16 protein-coding genes, 3 tRNA genes and 1 pseudogene are annotated in these 14,125 nt (G+C 57.9%); 13 read left to right on the forward strand and 7 right to left on the reverse strand.

Annotated elements, in window-relative coordinates; genetic code table 11:
• Window positions 1-3 precede the first annotated feature (3 nt).
• Both Q0562_RS01500 and Q0562_RS13695 read left to right on the forward strand, forming a co-directional pair.
• Window positions 4-80 (forward strand) — tRNA-Asp (locus Q0562_RS01500).
• 284 nt (window positions 81-364) lie between these two features.
• Window positions 365-564 (forward strand): annotated as a pseudogene (locus tag Q0562_RS13695) (IS5/IS1182 family transposase); the annotation flags it as partial.
• Window positions 565-685: 121 nt separating this feature from the next.
• Here Q0562_RS13695 and Q0562_RS01505 read toward each other — a convergent pair.
• The 3 genes from Q0562_RS01505 to Q0562_RS01515 form a co-directional block, all read right to left on the reverse strand.
• On the reverse strand, window positions 686-1,135 hold the full coding sequence (locus Q0562_RS01505; protein WP_298640193.1) for a hypothetical protein: 450 nt from the start codon (window positions 1,133-1,135) through the stop codon (window positions 686-688).
• A 174-nt stretch (window positions 1,136-1,309) separates the two neighbouring features.
• The gene (locus Q0562_RS01510) at window positions 1,310-2,494 is read right to left on the reverse strand and encodes an amino acid aminotransferase (RefSeq protein ID WP_298640196.1); all 1,185 of its coding nucleotides are present in this window, start codon (window positions 2,492-2,494) and stop codon (window positions 1,310-1,312) included.
• Complete coding sequence (locus tag Q0562_RS01515) at window positions 2,487-2,963, reverse strand: RDD family protein (RefSeq protein ID WP_298640199.1); 477 nt, start codon at window positions 2,961-2,963, stop codon at window positions 2,487-2,489. Before Q0562_RS01515 ends, Q0562_RS01510 begins: the two co-directional genes overlap by 8 nt.
• Before the next feature lie 126 nt (window positions 2,964-3,089).
• Here Q0562_RS01515 and Q0562_RS01520 point away from each other — a divergent pair, with 126 nt between their 5' ends.
• From Q0562_RS01520 to Q0562_RS01540, 5 genes are read left to right on the forward strand one after another with little or no spacing between them, the layout of a single operon-like run.
• A complete protein-coding gene (locus tag Q0562_RS01520; RefSeq protein ID WP_298640202.1) occupies window positions 3,090-4,880 on the forward strand; it encodes a L,D-transpeptidase family protein in 1,791 nt (596 codons plus the stop codon).
• A 9-nt stretch (window positions 4,881-4,889) separates the two neighbouring features.
• Window positions 4,890-5,417, forward strand: coding sequence for a 3-hydroxyacyl-[acyl-carrier-protein] dehydratase FabA (fabA, locus tag Q0562_RS01525; protein ID WP_298640203.1), 528 nt, complete (start codon window positions 4,890-4,892; stop codon window positions 5,415-5,417).
• A 21-nt stretch (window positions 5,418-5,438) separates the two neighbouring features.
• A complete protein-coding gene (gene fabB, locus Q0562_RS01530) occupies window positions 5,439-6,656 on the forward strand; it encodes a beta-ketoacyl-ACP synthase I (protein ID WP_298640205.1) in 1,218 nt (405 codons plus the stop codon).
• Window positions 6,649-7,512 carry a hypothetical protein gene (locus tag Q0562_RS01535; RefSeq protein WP_298640208.1) on the forward strand — a complete coding sequence of 288 codons (864 nt, stop codon included), beginning with the start codon at window positions 6,649-6,651 and terminating at the stop codon, window positions 7,510-7,512. Before fabB ends, Q0562_RS01535 begins: the two co-directional genes overlap by 8 nt.
• Before the next feature lie 4 nt (window positions 7,513-7,516).
• On the forward strand, window positions 7,517-8,197 hold the full coding sequence (locus tag Q0562_RS01540; protein ID WP_298640211.1) for an epoxyqueuosine reductase QueH: 681 nt from the start codon (window positions 7,517-7,519) through the stop codon (window positions 8,195-8,197).
• A gap of 249 nt (window positions 8,198-8,446) precedes the next feature.
• On the opposite strand, the gene Q0562_RS01545 is transcribed toward Q0562_RS01540, so the two are convergent.
• Both Q0562_RS01545 and Q0562_RS01550 read right to left on the reverse strand, forming a co-directional pair.
• A complete protein-coding gene (locus tag Q0562_RS01545; RefSeq protein ID WP_298640214.1) occupies window positions 8,447-8,896 on the reverse strand; it encodes a J domain-containing protein in 450 nt (149 codons plus the stop codon).
• Between the two features lie 9 nt (window positions 8,897-8,905).
• Entirely contained in the window at window positions 8,906-9,481 is a 576-nt protein-coding gene (locus Q0562_RS01550) for a hypothetical protein (RefSeq protein ID WP_298640216.1), read from the reverse strand.
• Window positions 9,482-9,664: 183 nt separating this feature from the next.
• On the opposite strand from Q0562_RS01550, the gene Q0562_RS01555 reads away from it, so the two are divergent.
• Window positions 9,665-10,057 carry a helix-turn-helix domain-containing protein gene (locus tag Q0562_RS01555; RefSeq protein ID WP_298640219.1) on the forward strand — a complete coding sequence of 131 codons (393 nt, stop codon included), beginning with the start codon at window positions 9,665-9,667 and terminating at the stop codon, window positions 10,055-10,057.
• 537 nt (window positions 10,058-10,594) lie between these two features.
• Here the strand turns inward: Q0562_RS01555 and gluQRS are convergent.
• The gene (gene gluQRS, locus Q0562_RS01560; protein WP_298640222.1) at window positions 10,595-11,461 is read right to left on the reverse strand and encodes a tRNA glutamyl-Q(34) synthetase GluQRS; all 867 of its coding nucleotides are present in this window, start codon (window positions 11,459-11,461) and stop codon (window positions 10,595-10,597) included.
• A 69-nt stretch (window positions 11,462-11,530) separates the two neighbouring features.
• Between gluQRS and Q0562_RS01565 the strand changes: the two genes are divergently transcribed.
• Window positions 11,531-11,767: a glutaredoxin family protein gene (locus Q0562_RS01565; protein WP_298640225.1), complete on the forward strand. Its 237-nt coding sequence runs from the start codon at window positions 11,531-11,533 to the stop codon at window positions 11,765-11,767.
• Here Q0562_RS01565 and Q0562_RS01570 read toward each other — a convergent pair.
• A complete protein-coding gene (locus Q0562_RS01570) occupies window positions 11,680-12,648 on the reverse strand; it encodes a LysR family transcriptional regulator (protein ID WP_298640228.1) in 969 nt (322 codons plus the stop codon). The two genes, Q0562_RS01565 and Q0562_RS01570, sit on opposite strands and share 88 nt — an antisense overlap.
• Window positions 12,649-12,748: 100 nt before the next feature.
• Between Q0562_RS01570 and Q0562_RS01575 the strand changes: the two genes are divergently transcribed.
• From Q0562_RS01575 to Q0562_RS01590, 4 genes are all read left to right on the forward strand, one after another.
• Entirely contained in the window at window positions 12,749-13,144 is a 396-nt protein-coding gene (locus Q0562_RS01575; protein WP_298640231.1) for a DoxX family protein, read from the forward strand.
• Between the two features lie 22 nt (window positions 13,145-13,166).
• A complete protein-coding gene (locus Q0562_RS01580; protein WP_298640234.1) occupies window positions 13,167-13,790 on the forward strand; it encodes a nitroreductase family protein in 624 nt (207 codons plus the stop codon).
• 152 nt (window positions 13,791-13,942) lie between these two features.
• Window positions 13,943-14,018, forward strand: a tRNA-Thr gene (locus tag Q0562_RS01585).
• 20 nt (window positions 14,019-14,038) lie between these two features.
• Window positions 14,039-14,125, forward strand: a tRNA-Leu gene (locus Q0562_RS01590).

Below are 14,125 nucleotides of genomic sequence, written 5' to 3' on the forward strand. Positions count from 1 at the left end.
CGCGGAGTGGTAGTTCAGTCGGTTAGAATACCTGCCTGTCACGCAGGGGGTCGCGGGTTCGAGTCCCGTCCATTCCGCCATATTTCATCAAGTCGCCATAAGCTACCGTAATGGTAGTTTTTTTATGCCCGGATTTCATGCATAGCTAAAATGTTTATAGTCGTTTCAAATATGAATAATGCGGTGTTGGCCCGCCTCGCCGTATCACTTCCATTTGAAACGACCATACATCCATCGACCGCCATTAGTCCTCTGGCGAAAATATTTCGGGAATTTACCGTTCTCAAATGAAACACGAAAAGCTGATTCAAAGCAGCGGCAGTGCATACAAACGGCTCACAGACGTACCCCCCGCTCTCTTCCGCCGGAAAAGAAATCCGGACACCACACCCGCCAAGCAAGCAGTATAAAGAGGCGAACGGAACGTTAGGCAAACGCAGAACCGTCATTGAGCACATCAACAGGAAACGGAAGATATGCAAAATACGGTTACTGCCTTACCGCAACAGACGTAAGCGGTTCGGGTTAAGGGCAAATCTGCTTGCAGAGCGGTTCATGCTATGAGATGAGTATTTTCGCGAGAGGTCTATCATTGTTGGTCCACGCTGACCGGGCGACACAGTTGTTCATTCGCATAAAGCAGGCAATAAAAAAACGGGGCCGGGCCCCGTTTTTTGTTCCGCCGTTATTTGCGGATGGTCCATTCGTCCTTGCCTTTGACTTTTTTCTTGCTCAGGCTGACTTTGCCGTCTTTGGATTTGTAGCCACCCTTGCTGCTGTTCAGGATGACGCCGTCCGGCAGGTCGGCGGCAAAGACTTCCGCTTTTTTCTTGTCCGGGGACAGGATGACGTACACGGCGAGGGTGTCGTTGGCCGGGTCGATCAACTGAATGTCGGCGATGTCGAAGATTTGCACACATTCATTGCGCATGGTGGACCAGGTTTGTCCGGCGGATGGCAGGCAGCCGTGCGCATCTTTTTCGCCGCCGATGGGCTGTTCGGCAGGTTGTTGTGCGGCAGCCGCATCAACTTCCGGCGGGGCGGGGGCGGGATCGGCCGGCGGGGTTTTATCGCCACCGCCGCAGGCGGCGAGGAGGCAGGCGGCAGCCAGCAGGGACAAGGTGTGTTTTTTCATTGGTTTCTCCGTGGATGGGAAAGTTTCGGTCGCTTTCGGCGACGGTTGATGCGGCAGATTCCGCATCGGCGAGCGATTGTCGGCGAGTTGTCGTTTTTTGGCAAGGTTTTTGTTGTATGGATGACACTTTACCGGCATTAAAAAACCGCCTGACGGCGGTTTTTTCAGGCGGCGTTACAGCACTGCTTTTACGGCTTCGGCGAGGCGGGCGACTTCCGCTTCGTTTTTCATGCCGGCGATGTTGATACGGCCTTCGCCGACCATGTACACGGCGTAATCGTTGCGCAGACGTTCGACGCGTTCTTTGCCGAGCGGCAGCAGGGTGAACATGCCCCGGTGCGAATCGGTGATGAAGCGCCAGTCGCCGCCGCAGGCCTTGGTGAGCGCGTCGGCGAGTTGCTGGCGGCGCAGGCGGATGTAGGCGCTGATTTCGTTCAGTTCTTTTTCCCAGTCGGCGCGCAGGGTGCTGTCGCCAAGGATTTCGGCGACAGCGGCGGCGCCATGATCGGGCGGCATGGAGACCATCGCGCGGCTGGCGGTGGCGAGGTAGCTGCGCAGGGCGTCGGCGATGCGCGCGTCTTTGGCAACGGTGAGGACGACGCCGACGCGTTCGCGGTAGAGGCCGAAGTTTTTCGAGCAGGAGGCGGCGATGAAGAGGGTTTCGAGGGTGGAGGCGAGTTTGCGCACGCCGTAGGCATCCGGCTCGATGCCTTCGCCGAAACCGAGGTAGGCGAGGTCGATGACGGGCAGGAAGCCGCGTCTGGCGGCAATTTCCGCGACTTTGTCCCAGTCCGCCGGGGTCAGGTCGGCACCGCTGGGGTTGTGGCAGCAGCCGTGCAGCAGCACGATGTCGTCGGGCCCCATGTTTTCCAGGGCGGCGAGGAAGGCGTCACGGTTGACGATGCTTTTTTCGCGGTCGTAGTAGGGGTAGGTTTTGGCTTCGAAGCCGCAGGCGCCGAAGATGGCGTGGTGATTGCCCCAAGTCGGGTCGGGTGTCCAGAATTGTTTGCCGGCGGCGATTTTTCGCAGGACTTCGGCGACGATACGCAGCGCGCCGGTGCCGGCGACGGCCTGGTTTGCGCGGACACGGCCGGTGTCGTAGCCGCTGCCGAGGATGAGTTCGGCCATGCGGGTGTTGTAGTCGTCGTTGCCGTTGACGCCGACGTATTTTTTGGTGGTCTGGCGCTGCCAGATGCGCTGTTCTGCCGCTTTGACGGCACGCATGACCGGAGTCTCGCCGGTGGTGTCCTGAAAGATGCCGACGCCGACGTCGATTTTTTCGGGGCGCGGGTCGTCGCGGCACAGTTTGGAGAGTTTCAGGATGGGATCATCCGGCAGTTTTTCGATGTGCTCAAACATGGCGTTTCCTTTTTTTGGCTGAGGGATAGGGGTTGGTTGGCAACAGGTAGAGGCGGGTGCGCGAGAGGCGGTCGTAGAGAGTGCAGCCGTCCACGTCCAAGTAGCGCCACCATAGGCCGATTCCCGCAGGGGCGCAAGTAATGAGGGCGCAGCACCAGCGTTTGAGGGCAAGTGCAGTGGTGAGTGGGCGGCCGTTTTCGTCGGCAACCGCCAGCCGCCAGGCACGCATGCCGAGGGTTTGTCCCTGTTGCGTCCAGAAGTAGATGTAGAAGGCGAGCCAGGCGGCGAGCAGCGCCGCTTGCAGCAGGTAGTGCAGCGCCCCGCCGGTGATGGCTTCGCCTTTGTTGAGGATGATGAAGAGGAAGCCGACGCCGATCCAGCAGGCAGCGAGCAGCATGGTGTCGTAGGCGATGGCGGCAAGGTGGCGCATGAGCGGGGCGGGGCGGGCGTCGTCGATAATCAGCGGCATGGCGGGCGGTTACGGGCGTATTTTCCGCATACTAGCACGGCTGCCGCTTCCTGAAAATTCTGGAACGGTGCCGGTATTTGCCGCTAAAATGCCGCCGTTTTTTCACTATTTCGTAGGGAACTGTTCATGAATGTTTTTTCGCGGTATCGCGTCGCTTCCATTATCGGCCTCTTGGCTCTGCATGGCCCGGCGTTTGCCCAGGAGCCGATTGAGGAAGCGGTGTTTGATGATGCGCCGCCGTCCATTGCCGACAATCTGCCGCCTGATCCGTCGGTTGCGACCAGCGAGTTGTCGGCAATGGCGACGGAAGACGCGCAGCCGCAGGAAGCAATGACCCAGCCGCATCAGGCGATTATCGGCGAGGAAATGCGCCCGTTTAACAGCCGCCGCATCGAGCTGATTGAGGCGCTGGCGCTGAACCCGACGGAAGTGCTTTACAACGGACGGACTTACCCGCTGAAAAACCCGCAGCGTCTGCGGCTTTTTTATGAAAACGAGCAGTACCCGACGGTGTGGACGCAGGAAAACAGCCTGCTGGAACGGGTAGATGCGTTGAAGCGGCTGATCGCGGATGCGCCGCAGGATGCCCTGCCGCCCGCCCGCTACCACAGTGCGCTGATTGACGGCCTGCAAGCGGGCGCACAATACGACGACATCGTCCCGCTGGAACTGCTTTTGACCGATGCCTACCTCACTCTCGCCGGCGACCTCGCCAACGGCCTGGTCAGCCCGCGCAAGACCCATCCCGAATGGAACGCCGAAGGCGTCAGCGACGAAGCGCTGGGCGACATGCTGGCACAAGGCGTCGTCTCCGGCGACATCGAAACCGCCGTACGCACCATCAACGACGGCAACCCGCGCTATCAGGCGCTGAAGCAGCGCTACAACGCCGTTGTCGGCGACGCCATCCTCACCCCGGCAAGCAGCGGCGAGCCGCTGCCGAAAGTCACCCTGCGCCCCGGTATGAACCACGAAGCCGTCGCCATCCTGCGCGACAAACTCAACGTCCCGGCCGAAGGTGGCGATCCCTTCTATTACGACGACCTGCTTGCCGACGCCGTCCTCACCTACCAGCAGAACAACGGCCTCAAAGCCGACGGCATCGTCAGCGGCAAAACCCGCAACATGCTCAACGGCGGCAACAAAAGCGGCGGCGCGCGCAACGTTGGAGCCGACAGCCTGATGATCAACATGGAGCGCCAGCGCTGGCTGCCGCAAGACATGGGCGAGACCTACGTACTGGTCAACATCCCGTCCTACTACGTCAAAATGTACCACGACAACCGGCCCATCTACGAAACCAAAGCCATCATGGGGCGGCGCGACCGGCAAACCCCTGCCTTCGTCAACCACCTGCGCCACGTCGTGATGAGCCCGACCTGGACCGTGCCGCCGACCATCCTGAAAAAAGACAAAATCAACAAACTGCGCAGCAACCCCGGCGCTTTCGACGGCAACTTCGACGCCGTCGTCGGCGGGCGCGTCCTGCGCCCCAGCGAAGTCAACTGGAACTCGCCCTCGGCGCTGCACTACACCCTGCGCCAAAAACCCGGCGCGCGCAACGCCCTCGGCAGAGTCAAATTCCTCTTCCCGAACAAACATGCCATCTACCTGCACGACACTCCGAGCAAAGGTCTCTTCAACCGTAGTGACCGTGCCCTCAGCTCCGGCTGCGTCCGCCTGCAAAAACCCGAAGAATTTGCCAACGTTCTGCTCAACAACAACGGCTGGTCATCCGAACGCATCAAAAAGGCAATGAACCAAAGCAAAGAACAATGGGTCAACACCCCGGAGACCCCCATCTACCTCGTGTACTGGACCACCTGGACCGAGCCGGACGGCCGCCTGCAAACCGCCGGCGATGTGTACGGCAAAGACAACATCCTCTTGCAACAATACAAAAAAGCGCTGAACTAAGGAGCAACCATGACCACAGCACACACCCCGCAAAACAGTTACAGCAAAGAAGAACTCATCGCCTGCGGCCGTGGCGAAATCTTCGGCGCGGGCAACGCCCAACTGCCGCTGCCGAACATGCTCATGATGGACCGCATCACCACCATCAACACGGACGGCGGCAAATACGGCAAAGGCGAAATCATCGCCGAATTCGACATCCACCCCGACCTGTGGTTCTTCGCCTGCCACTTCCAGGGCGACCCCGTCATGCCCGGCTGTCTCGGCCTTGATGCCATGTGGCAACTCGTCGGCTTCTACCTCGCGTGGAGCGGCGGCGTCGGACGCGGCCGGGCACTAGGCTGCGGCGAAGTCAAATTCAGCGGCCAAGTCCTGCCCACCCATAAAAAAATCACCTACCACATCCACATCAAACGCCTCATCATGCGCCAACTCATCCTCGGCATCGCCGACGCCACCGCCGGCGTGGACGGGCGCGAAATCTACAATGGCACCGACCTCAAAGTCGGCCTCTTCACCAGCACCGACAGCTTCTAACCCCATACAGAGAGCAACAACATGAAACGCGTCGTCGTCACCGGCATGGGCATCGTCTCCAGCATCGGCAACAACTGCAAAGAAGTCCTGACATCCCTGCAACACCTCAAATCCGGCATCACCCACAGTACGGCCTACGCCGAAAAGGGCCTCAGATCCCAAGTCGAAGGCAGCATCAAAATAGACCCCAAAGAACATATCGACCGCAAAATCCTGCGTTTCATGGGCGACGCTGCCGCCTACTGCTACATCGCCATGAAAGAAGCCATCGGACACGCCCGCCTCCTGCCCGAACACATCTCCAACATCCGCACCGGCCTCGTCGTCGGCACCGGCGGCGCGACCCCCTCGGCGCAAGTTGAAGCGGCGGACACCCTGCGCGCCAGCGGCGTCAAGCGCATCGGCCCCTACGCCGTCACCAAAACCATGGCCTCCACCACCTCCGCCTGCCTCGCCACCCCCTTCGCCATCAAAGGCGTCAATTACTCCATCAGCTCCGCCTGCTCCACCAGCGCGCACTGCATCGGCCACGCCGCCGAGCTCATCCAGATGGGCAAACAGGACATCGTCTTCGCGGGCGGTGGCGAAGAAGTCCACTGGGCGCTGACCTGCATGTTCGACGCCATGGGCGCACTCTCCACCAACTACAACGCCACCCCCGCCGTCGCCTCGCGCGCCTACGACGCCAACCGCGACGGCTTCGTCATCTCCGGCGGCGGCAGCATCCTCGTCCTCGAAGAATACGAACACGCCAAAGCGCGCGGTGCCGGCATCATTGCCGAACTCACCGGCTACGGTGCCACCTCGGACGGCTACGACATGGTGCAGCCCTCCGGCGAAGGCGCGGCGCGCTGCATGCAAATGGCGATGGCGACCCACCCTGGCGACATCGACTACATCAACGCCCACGGCACCTCTACCCCCGTCGGCGACACCCGTGAACTCGAAGCCATCAAAACCGCCTTCGCCGGCAAAACCGTACCACCCATCAGCTCCACCAAATCCCTGACCGGCCACGCCCTCGGTGCCGCAGGCTCAAACGAAGCCATCTACTCCCTGCTCATGCTGCAACACGGCTTCCTCACCGCCTCGGCACACATTGACACCCTTGACGAAAACGCCGCAGACCTGCCTATCCTGCGCGAAAACCGCCAGCAAACCCTGAACGCCGTCATGAGCAACAGCTTCGGCTTTGGCGGCACCAATGCCACCCTCATCTTCAGCCGTGTCAATGCCTAAGCCCCGCGCCATCCTCCTGCTCGCCGCCCTCACCCTCGGCGGGCAGACAAACGCCCAATACATCACCGGCGAAGAACAACCCCTGCGCCCCCAACCCGCCCCTGCCGGACACACTACCCAACAGGCCGCTGCCACTCCGGCAGAAAACGCCGCCCCGGCGGACAAACCCCAAAAACCGCAGAAAAACAAACAGAACGCCGCCGCAGAACAAACCCTGCCGAACGCCGACAACCTCGAAGCCTATACTGCTGCGCAAATCGTCGAACAGGCACAAGCCGAGGCCGCCGCCAAACAGGAAGCCGCCAAAGCCGCCGCTGAACAGGCAGCGCAAGCCGAAGCTGCCGCCAAAACTGCCGCAGAACAAGCAGCGAAAGCCGCTGCCGCCGCCGAAACCGCCGCCCACGAAGCACAAAACGCCGCACCGGGCAGCGACAGCCAGACCGCCGCTCTCCCCGCACAAAACACAGACAGCGGCGCCCTCCCCGAAGGCGAACCTCCGCCGGACGACGCCGAAAACATCGCCCTCCTGCCCGTCGAACGCCTCACCCCGCCGCCACCACCGACCGAAACCATCATCGTCGAACAAGCCATCTACCGCTGCCCGCACGGCAAAGACTATATCTACGTTGATGCCGACGCCAAAAAAGGGCGCAGCAAATGCACCCTCTACCGCGCCGCCAAAACCGCAGAAGTCCCCGTCGGCAGCCAACCCGAAAAACCCCTGCCCGGCGGCAGCGCCGGTTGCAGCGGTACCCTCAACTACAAAGGCAACACCTACCTCTTCCGCGAAGGCATGCCCTGCCCTATTCCGGACAACATCTTCCGCCGCCTGACCCCGGCCGCCAGCAGCCGCTAACACTATGACCAGCCAACAACCCCCCTACCAACGCCCCAAACTCGTCCCGCCCGACGGGCACAACAAAGTCCTGCTCCATTCCTGCTGCGCCCCCTGCTCCGGCGAAGTCATGGAAGCCCTGCTCGCCTCGGACATCGACTACACCATCTTCTTCTACAACCCCAACATCCACCCGCGCCGCGAATACGAACTGCGTAAAGACGAAAACATCGCCTTCGCCGAGAAAAACGGCATCCCCTTCATCGACTGCGACTACGACACCGACAACTGGTTTGCCCGCGCCAAAGGCATGGAATGGGAACCCGAACGCGGCAAACGCTGCACCATGTGCTTCGACATGCGCTTCGAGCGCACCGCCCTTTATGCCCACGAACACGGCTTCCCCGTCATCACCAGCTCGCTCGGCATCAGCCGCTGGAAAAACATGGCGCAAATCAACCAAAGCGGCCTGCGCGCCGCCGAACCCTACCCCGACGTCCAATACTGGACCTTCAACTGGCGCAAAGGCGGCGGCTCACAGCGGATGATTGAAATCAGCAAACGCGAGCGCTTCTACATGCAGGAATACTGCGGCTGCATCTATTCCCTGCGCGACACCAACGCTTGGCGCCTGAAAAACGGACGCGGCAAAATCAAACTCGGCGTGATGTATTACGGCGATGACGATCCGCCAGCAGAAAAATAAACAGCAAAAAGCGGGCGACAAGCCCGCTTTTTTCTATCTAGCATTGTCCGCTTCTTTGCATATGACAAAACCGCTATTTGTCAGAATGCAAAAAAATAGGAGTGGCAAAAAAGAAGTAGGGCGGGATTGAGCCAGCCATACATTTCAATTCTGACGAATCGAAACCCAAACCACAAAATACGTCGTATATTTCTAAAACCGAGATGGAATAATAATACTTGCTTGATAATAGGAGATACCAAAAGAGCATCAGATATGGCGTAAAGCAAAATTTATAATTCCACCAATCAACACGATAGCAACAGAGGCTATCAAAATAAGGATATTCTTAATGATCGGCATAGCTCTCATTTTGAATCTGCGTAGCGCTTCATAATATTCCTCCACATCATCTCGGTTCCTGGGTGGAGGGCGATAAGCTGTATATGATCTACTATCACTATCTTCATCCTTCACCTCAGCGAAAAAATCTTCTTTGCGACGTAATTGTGCATCATATGCAGCTCTGGCCTGCGGATTGGACAAAATCCTGTAAGAAGCATTGATAATTTGCATAATCCTGGTCTTTTCTGCCTTATCACTTTCCTTCGCCCAGTCAGGATGATGGCGAAAGACCAGTCTGCTATAAGCACGCTTTATTTCCTCAGGTGTTGCATCTCTTGGAACCCTGAGATTATCATAATGCGTCCATATGGTCATAAAATTCAACTACTTGGCAAAACTACTCAATACACCCATGATCGCAGGAAGGATTATAAATGTTGTCACCATATATATCCAAAATATATTCAAGCTAAATTTATTAAGCATTTGTCTCCTAAAAATATAAAAAGGAAAGAAGAAAAGAAATGGGAATAGGAAATAGATAGGAAAAAACAAAACCCAAATCCAATAAGATAGTGGAACTATTGCACCAGAATCTCTTAAAGCATTTCTATCTAATATAAACAGATGCGTTGGTAGTACTACAAGAGTTATCATCATGTATAGAATATACAATAGATTTCCTAATACACTCATCCCACCAATTAACCCTGTTATTATAGAAATTATTATTACCAATATTGCAACTATTATGTTCAAAATGAATAAATATGCTATAAATAATGAAATAATTAGTACTGTAAATAAAATTATTAATAAAGTAGAATTGCTTAAATTGACAAAAATTGATATTGCTGCATATAATAGCATTATAAGAGGGTAAAAAGTTAATAACCATATATATCGATTATTTACATTCAAGGATTCTTCTTCCCAATCCGGTAAATCATATTTTTTCATAGCATCCTCAACTTGTTAAAAATTAACTAAAAATAGACACTGTAAAACCACAAAATGGCTTAAACGCATGTTAATTGTTACAAGTTATTCAGACTACCCACTGCCTATATCTCTTAGGCTTCTTTTTGTAGGTTAAAAGTGCTAAATTGTGGGCAATAATTCACAAACTTACGGAGAAACAGTATGTTGCATGATAAAATCCGCACGTTGCGCGAACTGCGACATTGGTCACAGGAAGAAATGGCGGAGCGTATCCATATGTCAAAAAATGGTTATGCCAAAATCGAGCGGGGCGAAAGCAAGCTGAATCTGGATCGTTTGACGCAAATCGCCCAGGCATTTGATATGGATCTTGTCGAACTCATTAATATCAGCGAAAAAGGATTAATCTGTTTATTCTCTGAAAATAATAGTGGCACACACTATGGAAATTACTATCAGGGCGCAGAAACTATCGCAGCCGAGAATGAAAAGCTGCAACTTATCATTGCCCATAAAGACGAATTGCTGAAGCAGAAAGAAAACGAACTTATTGCCCTGCGTACTCTGGTCGCCGTTCTGCAAAAAGAAAAATGAGCCGAAATCCAAAAACCACTTGCCGTAGGGCGAGCTTCAGCTCGCAGAAATCATGCGGCTGACGGGGGTTAAAGTCCACCCCTGCGAACGTCGTTTTATTTTTTTTGCGATTGGTCTTGGTACACGGCAAAAATTCGCCAAGCGGTATGGTTATAGTCGTTTCAAACAGAAATGATACGGTTGGCAAGTTTCGCCGTACTATCTGTACTGCCTTCGGCTCGCCACCTTGTCTCATTCCTGTTTGAAACGACTATATTGGGTTTTGTCGCTGCGCGTTTTTTTGCTGCCCCCATCCCAACCCTTCCGCCGGGTACCCACAAAAACGCTCGCATTTTTGTGGGGCGCGGCCACGGGGGAAGGGCTTTTTTGTGCGCGTTTCTGATTTGGTACGCATCAAGCGGCGCAGTTACCGGGCTCGTCAAGCGGCGTGAACATTGGACTCACATAGGATGGGCTTCAGCCCATCAAGCAGGCACAGCCTGCTTTTTGCATTTTTAGAAAGAACGATGCCAAGCGGCACGCTTGCCGGATTTTGTCTTACCGCCGTGACCAGCGCCGCGCCGCTTCTGCGAGGAGGAGCGGCGGCGGCATGGCGGTGGTGTAGTCGGTGCAGTCTTCGCCGAGGTGATGCAGGGCGGCGAGGAGGTTGGCGGTCGGGGTGGCGTCGTTGAGGGCGGGGGCGTGGTTCTGCTTGCTCAGTTTGCTGCCGTCCGGGTTGAGCAGCAGCGGCAGGTGCAGGTAGCGCGGTTGCGGCAGGTCGAGCAGGCTTTGCAGGGTGAGGTGGATGGCCGTTGCCGCCACCAGGTCTTGTCCGCGCACGATGTCCGTCACCCCTTGCAGGGCGTCGTCAACCACTACCGCCAGCGCGTAGGCGATATCGCCGTCGCGGCGGCGCAGGACGGGATCGCCGATGTCGTCCGCCAGCGAGAAGCGGCAATCCCCCAGCAGGCGGTCGTGGAAGGTCACGGTCGTATCCGGCAGGCGCAGGCGGATGGCGGCGTCCGTCGGGGTGAGGCTGGTGAGGGGTTTTTCGCGACAGGTGCCGGGGTAGATTGAGCCTAATGCCCCCATGCGGGCGCCGTCGTGCCAGTGTTTGCGGCTACACTCGCAGGGGTAGAGCTGCGGGCGCAAGCGGTCGAGCGCGGCGAGGTAGTCGGCGATATGCGCCGATTGCACCCGTACCGTGCCGTCGTGGTGCAGGCCGTGGCTGCGCAGGGTGTGCATCTGCGCGGCGATGTATGCGGGGCGGCTGCGGCGGCTGTCCACGTCTTCGATGCGCAACAGCCAGCGCCCGCCGTGGGCGCGGGCATCGAGGTAGCTGCCGAGGGCGGCAACGAGCGAGCCGAGGTGCAGCGGCCCGCTGGGGGTGGGCGCGAAGCGGCCGGTGTAGGCGGGGGTGTTCATCGTGCGGTTGTTGCTCTGTGGGGTGGAATGCGCCGATAGAATAGGCTTTTGTTTTGTGTGTGTTGTGTCATGTCTTATTTGTTGTATGTCCGCTTGGGTTGTCATCTCTGTGAGGATGCGGCGGCGCTGCTGGCGGCGGTGAATGTGCCCGCCCGCCGCGTCAATATTGATCGCGATCCCGTCCTGCGCGCGCAGTACGATACGCTGGTGCCCGTTCTTTATGACGCCGCGCGCGACCGCGAGCTGGTGTTTCCTTTTGATGCGGGGGATGTTGTCCATTTCTGCGCCGCCGCGCCGCCGGGTTGAGGCGGCATTTCTGCCGCTTTTTCCACCAGGAAATCGATCATGCAGCGCACTTTCGCGCTGAGATGGCGGCGTTCGGGGTAGGCGGCGTGCAGGGTGATGCTGCGGAAGCGGTATGCGGGCAGGAGGCGCACCAGCCGTCCGGCGGCGAGGTCTTCTTTAATCAGCCACAGCGGCAGATAACCGATGCCACCGCCTGCCAGCAGCAGTTGGTGCAGCATCAGGGTGCTGTTGCTTTGCAACGGACTGGCGAGTTGCAGGGTGTCGCTGCCGTCATCCGTGCTGTACGGCATGGCGCTGATGTCGGTGTACGACGGCAACACCGCCTGGTGTGCCGCCGCTTCAAGCGGTGTCTGCGGTACGCCGTGGCGACGCAGGTAGGCGGGACTCGCCACCAGCACGAATTGCACGGTAAAGAGCGGGCGCACGACCAGCGTCGGCGCGGGCGTTTTGCTGACGCGCAGGGCGAGGTCGATGCCTTCGCCGATAAGGTCGCGCATGCCGTTGTCGAGGATGATGTCGAGGCTGACCGCCGGGTAGCGCGCGCGGTAGTCGTTCATCCAGCGGGCAAAGACGGGGTTCGCGCACCAGATGGGCGCGGTCAGGCGCAGATGCCCCTGCGGGCTGTCGCTACCGGCCTCGCTCGCGGCAACGTCAAGCAGTGTCAGCGCCTCGCTGGCGCGGTGGTAATAGACCTCACCCTCGGCGGTGAGGCGCAGGCTGCGACTGTTGCGCTGCATCAGGCGTGTGCCGAGATGCTGTTCCAGATGGCGCAGGTGTTTGCTTGCCATCGCGGTGGAGATGCCGAGGCTGTCGGCGGCGCGGGTGAAACTGCCACTGGCGACAATTTGGCAAAAGACGTGCAGACTGGTCAGGGTGTCCATGATTTCCTGTCGGGAAAAGTTGCTTCAATGGCGCGAGTATAGGCGAGGCGGGGGCGAAACCCTATACTGGCCGCTCTTTCATCAACCAGGGACTATCTCCATGCGATTCCTCGCTCCTTATCAGAACCTTATCCTTTCCTTCGTGCGTATCGTCAGCGCCTACCTCTTCATCCTGCACGGCACGTCCAAAGCTTTCGCCTTCCCGGCGGCGAAAATGGCAGAAGGATTCAACTGGGCCAGCCTGTCCGGCGCGGCCGCCGGGCTGGAAATCATCGGCGGCACGCTGCTCCTGCTCGGCCTCTTCACCCGCCCCGTCGCCTTCCTCCTCTCCGGACAAATGGCGGTTGCCTATTTCATGTTCCATGCCAAGGCGAATGCCCTCTACCCGCTGATGAACGGCGGCGAATCGGCCGTCCTCTTCTGCTTCATCTTCCTCTACTTCGCCGCAGCGGGCGGTGGCAGCCTGGCGCTCGATAGCCTAAAATCCCGCCGCTAACATCAACCACAGGAGACCCTCCATGTTCTTCAACAAAAAAGCCGACTACAAAACCCTGCAACAAGCCGCCGAAACCCGCCGCTCGGTGTACGCGCTGAACCGCAGCCTGCCGCTGCCCGCCGCCGAAGTTTCCGCCATCATCGAACATGCCGTGCGCCACACGCCGTCAGCATTCAACAGCCAGTCCACCCGCCTGCTCGTCCTCTTCGGCGCGGAGCACGAAAAACTGTGGGGCATCGCCGAGAACGCCCTGCGCGCCGTCGTCCCGGCAGAAAACTTCGCACCGACCGCCGAAAAACTCGCAGGCTTCCGCGCCGCTGCCGGCACCATCCTCTTCTACGAAGATCAAAGCGTCATCGAAGGTCTGCAAGCACAATTCCCCGCTTATGCCGACAACTTCCCCGTCTGGGCGGATCACGCCGACGCCATGCATCAGTACGCCATCTGGACAACGCTCGCCGCAGCGGGCATCGGCGCCAACCTGCAACACTACAACCCGCTGATTGACGCGGAAGTGGCAAAAACCTGGGATATCCCCGCCCACTGGCACCTGCGCGCCGAACTTGTCTTCGGCGGCATCGCCGCCCCGGCAGGCGAGAAAAAATACGAAGACATCGCGCCGCGCCTGCGCGTGCATGGGCTGTAAAACACTTCACCCCGCAATAGAAAAGACGGCTCCGCGCCGTCTTTTCTATGCAGATACCGAACGGCGTGCCTTCGGAAACACCGTGCGCAAAACAATACTTGCCCAATAGCAAAAAACCCTATACAATGCGCCGCCTTGACGACGCTTAAGAGGCCGGAGTAGCTCAGTTGGTAGAGCGCCTCACTTGTAATGAGGATGTCGCGGGTTCAACTCCTGTCTCCGGCTCCATAACGAGTGATACAAACCAAGCCCAGATGGCGGAACTGGTAGACGCGCTAGGTTCAGGTCCTAGTGGGAGCAATCCCTTGGAGGTTCGAGTCCTCTTCTGGGCACCA

This window comes from uncultured Cardiobacterium sp. (genome assembly GCF_938028825.1).
Taxonomy (GTDB): domain Bacteria; phylum Pseudomonadota; class Gammaproteobacteria; order Cardiobacteriales; family Cardiobacteriaceae; genus Cardiobacterium.

Coding starts and splice junctions, on each gene's coding strand:
- Q0562_RS01520 (WP_298640202.1), top strand. CDS start 3,090: ATGAATGTTTTTTCGCGGTATCGCGTCGCTTCCATTATCGGCCTCTTG.
- Q0562_RS01570 (WP_298640228.1), bottom strand. CDS start 12,648: ATGGACACCCTGACCAGTCTGCACGTCTTTTGCCAAATTGTCGCCAGT.
- Q0562_RS01545 (WP_298640214.1), bottom strand. CDS start 8,896: ATGACCATATGGACGCATTATGATAATCTCAGGGTTCCAAGAGATGCA.
- Q0562_RS01505 (WP_298640193.1), bottom strand. CDS start 1,135: ATGAAAAAACACACCTTGTCCCTGCTGGCTGCCGCCTGCCTCCTCGCC.
- Q0562_RS01550 (WP_298640216.1), bottom strand. CDS start 9,481: ATGAAAAAATATGATTTACCGGATTGGGAAGAAGAATCCTTGAATGTA.
- Q0562_RS01580 (WP_298640234.1), top strand. CDS start 13,167: ATGTTCTTCAACAAAAAAGCCGACTACAAAACCCTGCAACAAGCCGCC.
- Q0562_RS01565 (WP_298640225.1), top strand. CDS start 11,531: ATGTCTTATTTGTTGTATGTCCGCTTGGGTTGTCATCTCTGTGAGGAT.
- Q0562_RS01540 (WP_298640211.1), top strand. CDS start 7,517: ATGACCAGCCAACAACCCCCCTACCAACGCCCCAAACTCGTCCCGCCC.
- Q0562_RS01510 (WP_298640196.1), bottom strand. CDS start 2,494: ATGTTTGAGCACATCGAAAAACTGCCGGATGATCCCATCCTGAAACTC.
- Q0562_RS01515 (WP_298640199.1), bottom strand. CDS start 2,963: ATGCCGCTGATTATCGACGACGCCCGCCCCGCCCCGCTCATGCGCCAC.
- Q0562_RS01535 (WP_298640208.1), top strand. CDS start 6,649: ATGCCTAAGCCCCGCGCCATCCTCCTGCTCGCCGCCCTCACCCTCGGC.
- Q0562_RS01555 (WP_298640219.1), top strand. CDS start 9,665: ATGTTGCATGATAAAATCCGCACGTTGCGCGAACTGCGACATTGGTCA.
- fabA (WP_298640203.1), top strand. CDS start 4,890: ATGACCACAGCACACACCCCGCAAAACAGTTACAGCAAAGAAGAACTC.
- fabB (WP_298640205.1), top strand. CDS start 5,439: ATGAAACGCGTCGTCGTCACCGGCATGGGCATCGTCTCCAGCATCGGC.
- gluQRS (WP_298640222.1), bottom strand. CDS start 11,461: ATGAACACCCCCGCCTACACCGGCCGCTTCGCGCCCACCCCCAGCGGG.
- Q0562_RS01575 (WP_298640231.1), top strand. CDS start 12,749: ATGCGATTCCTCGCTCCTTATCAGAACCTTATCCTTTCCTTCGTGCGT.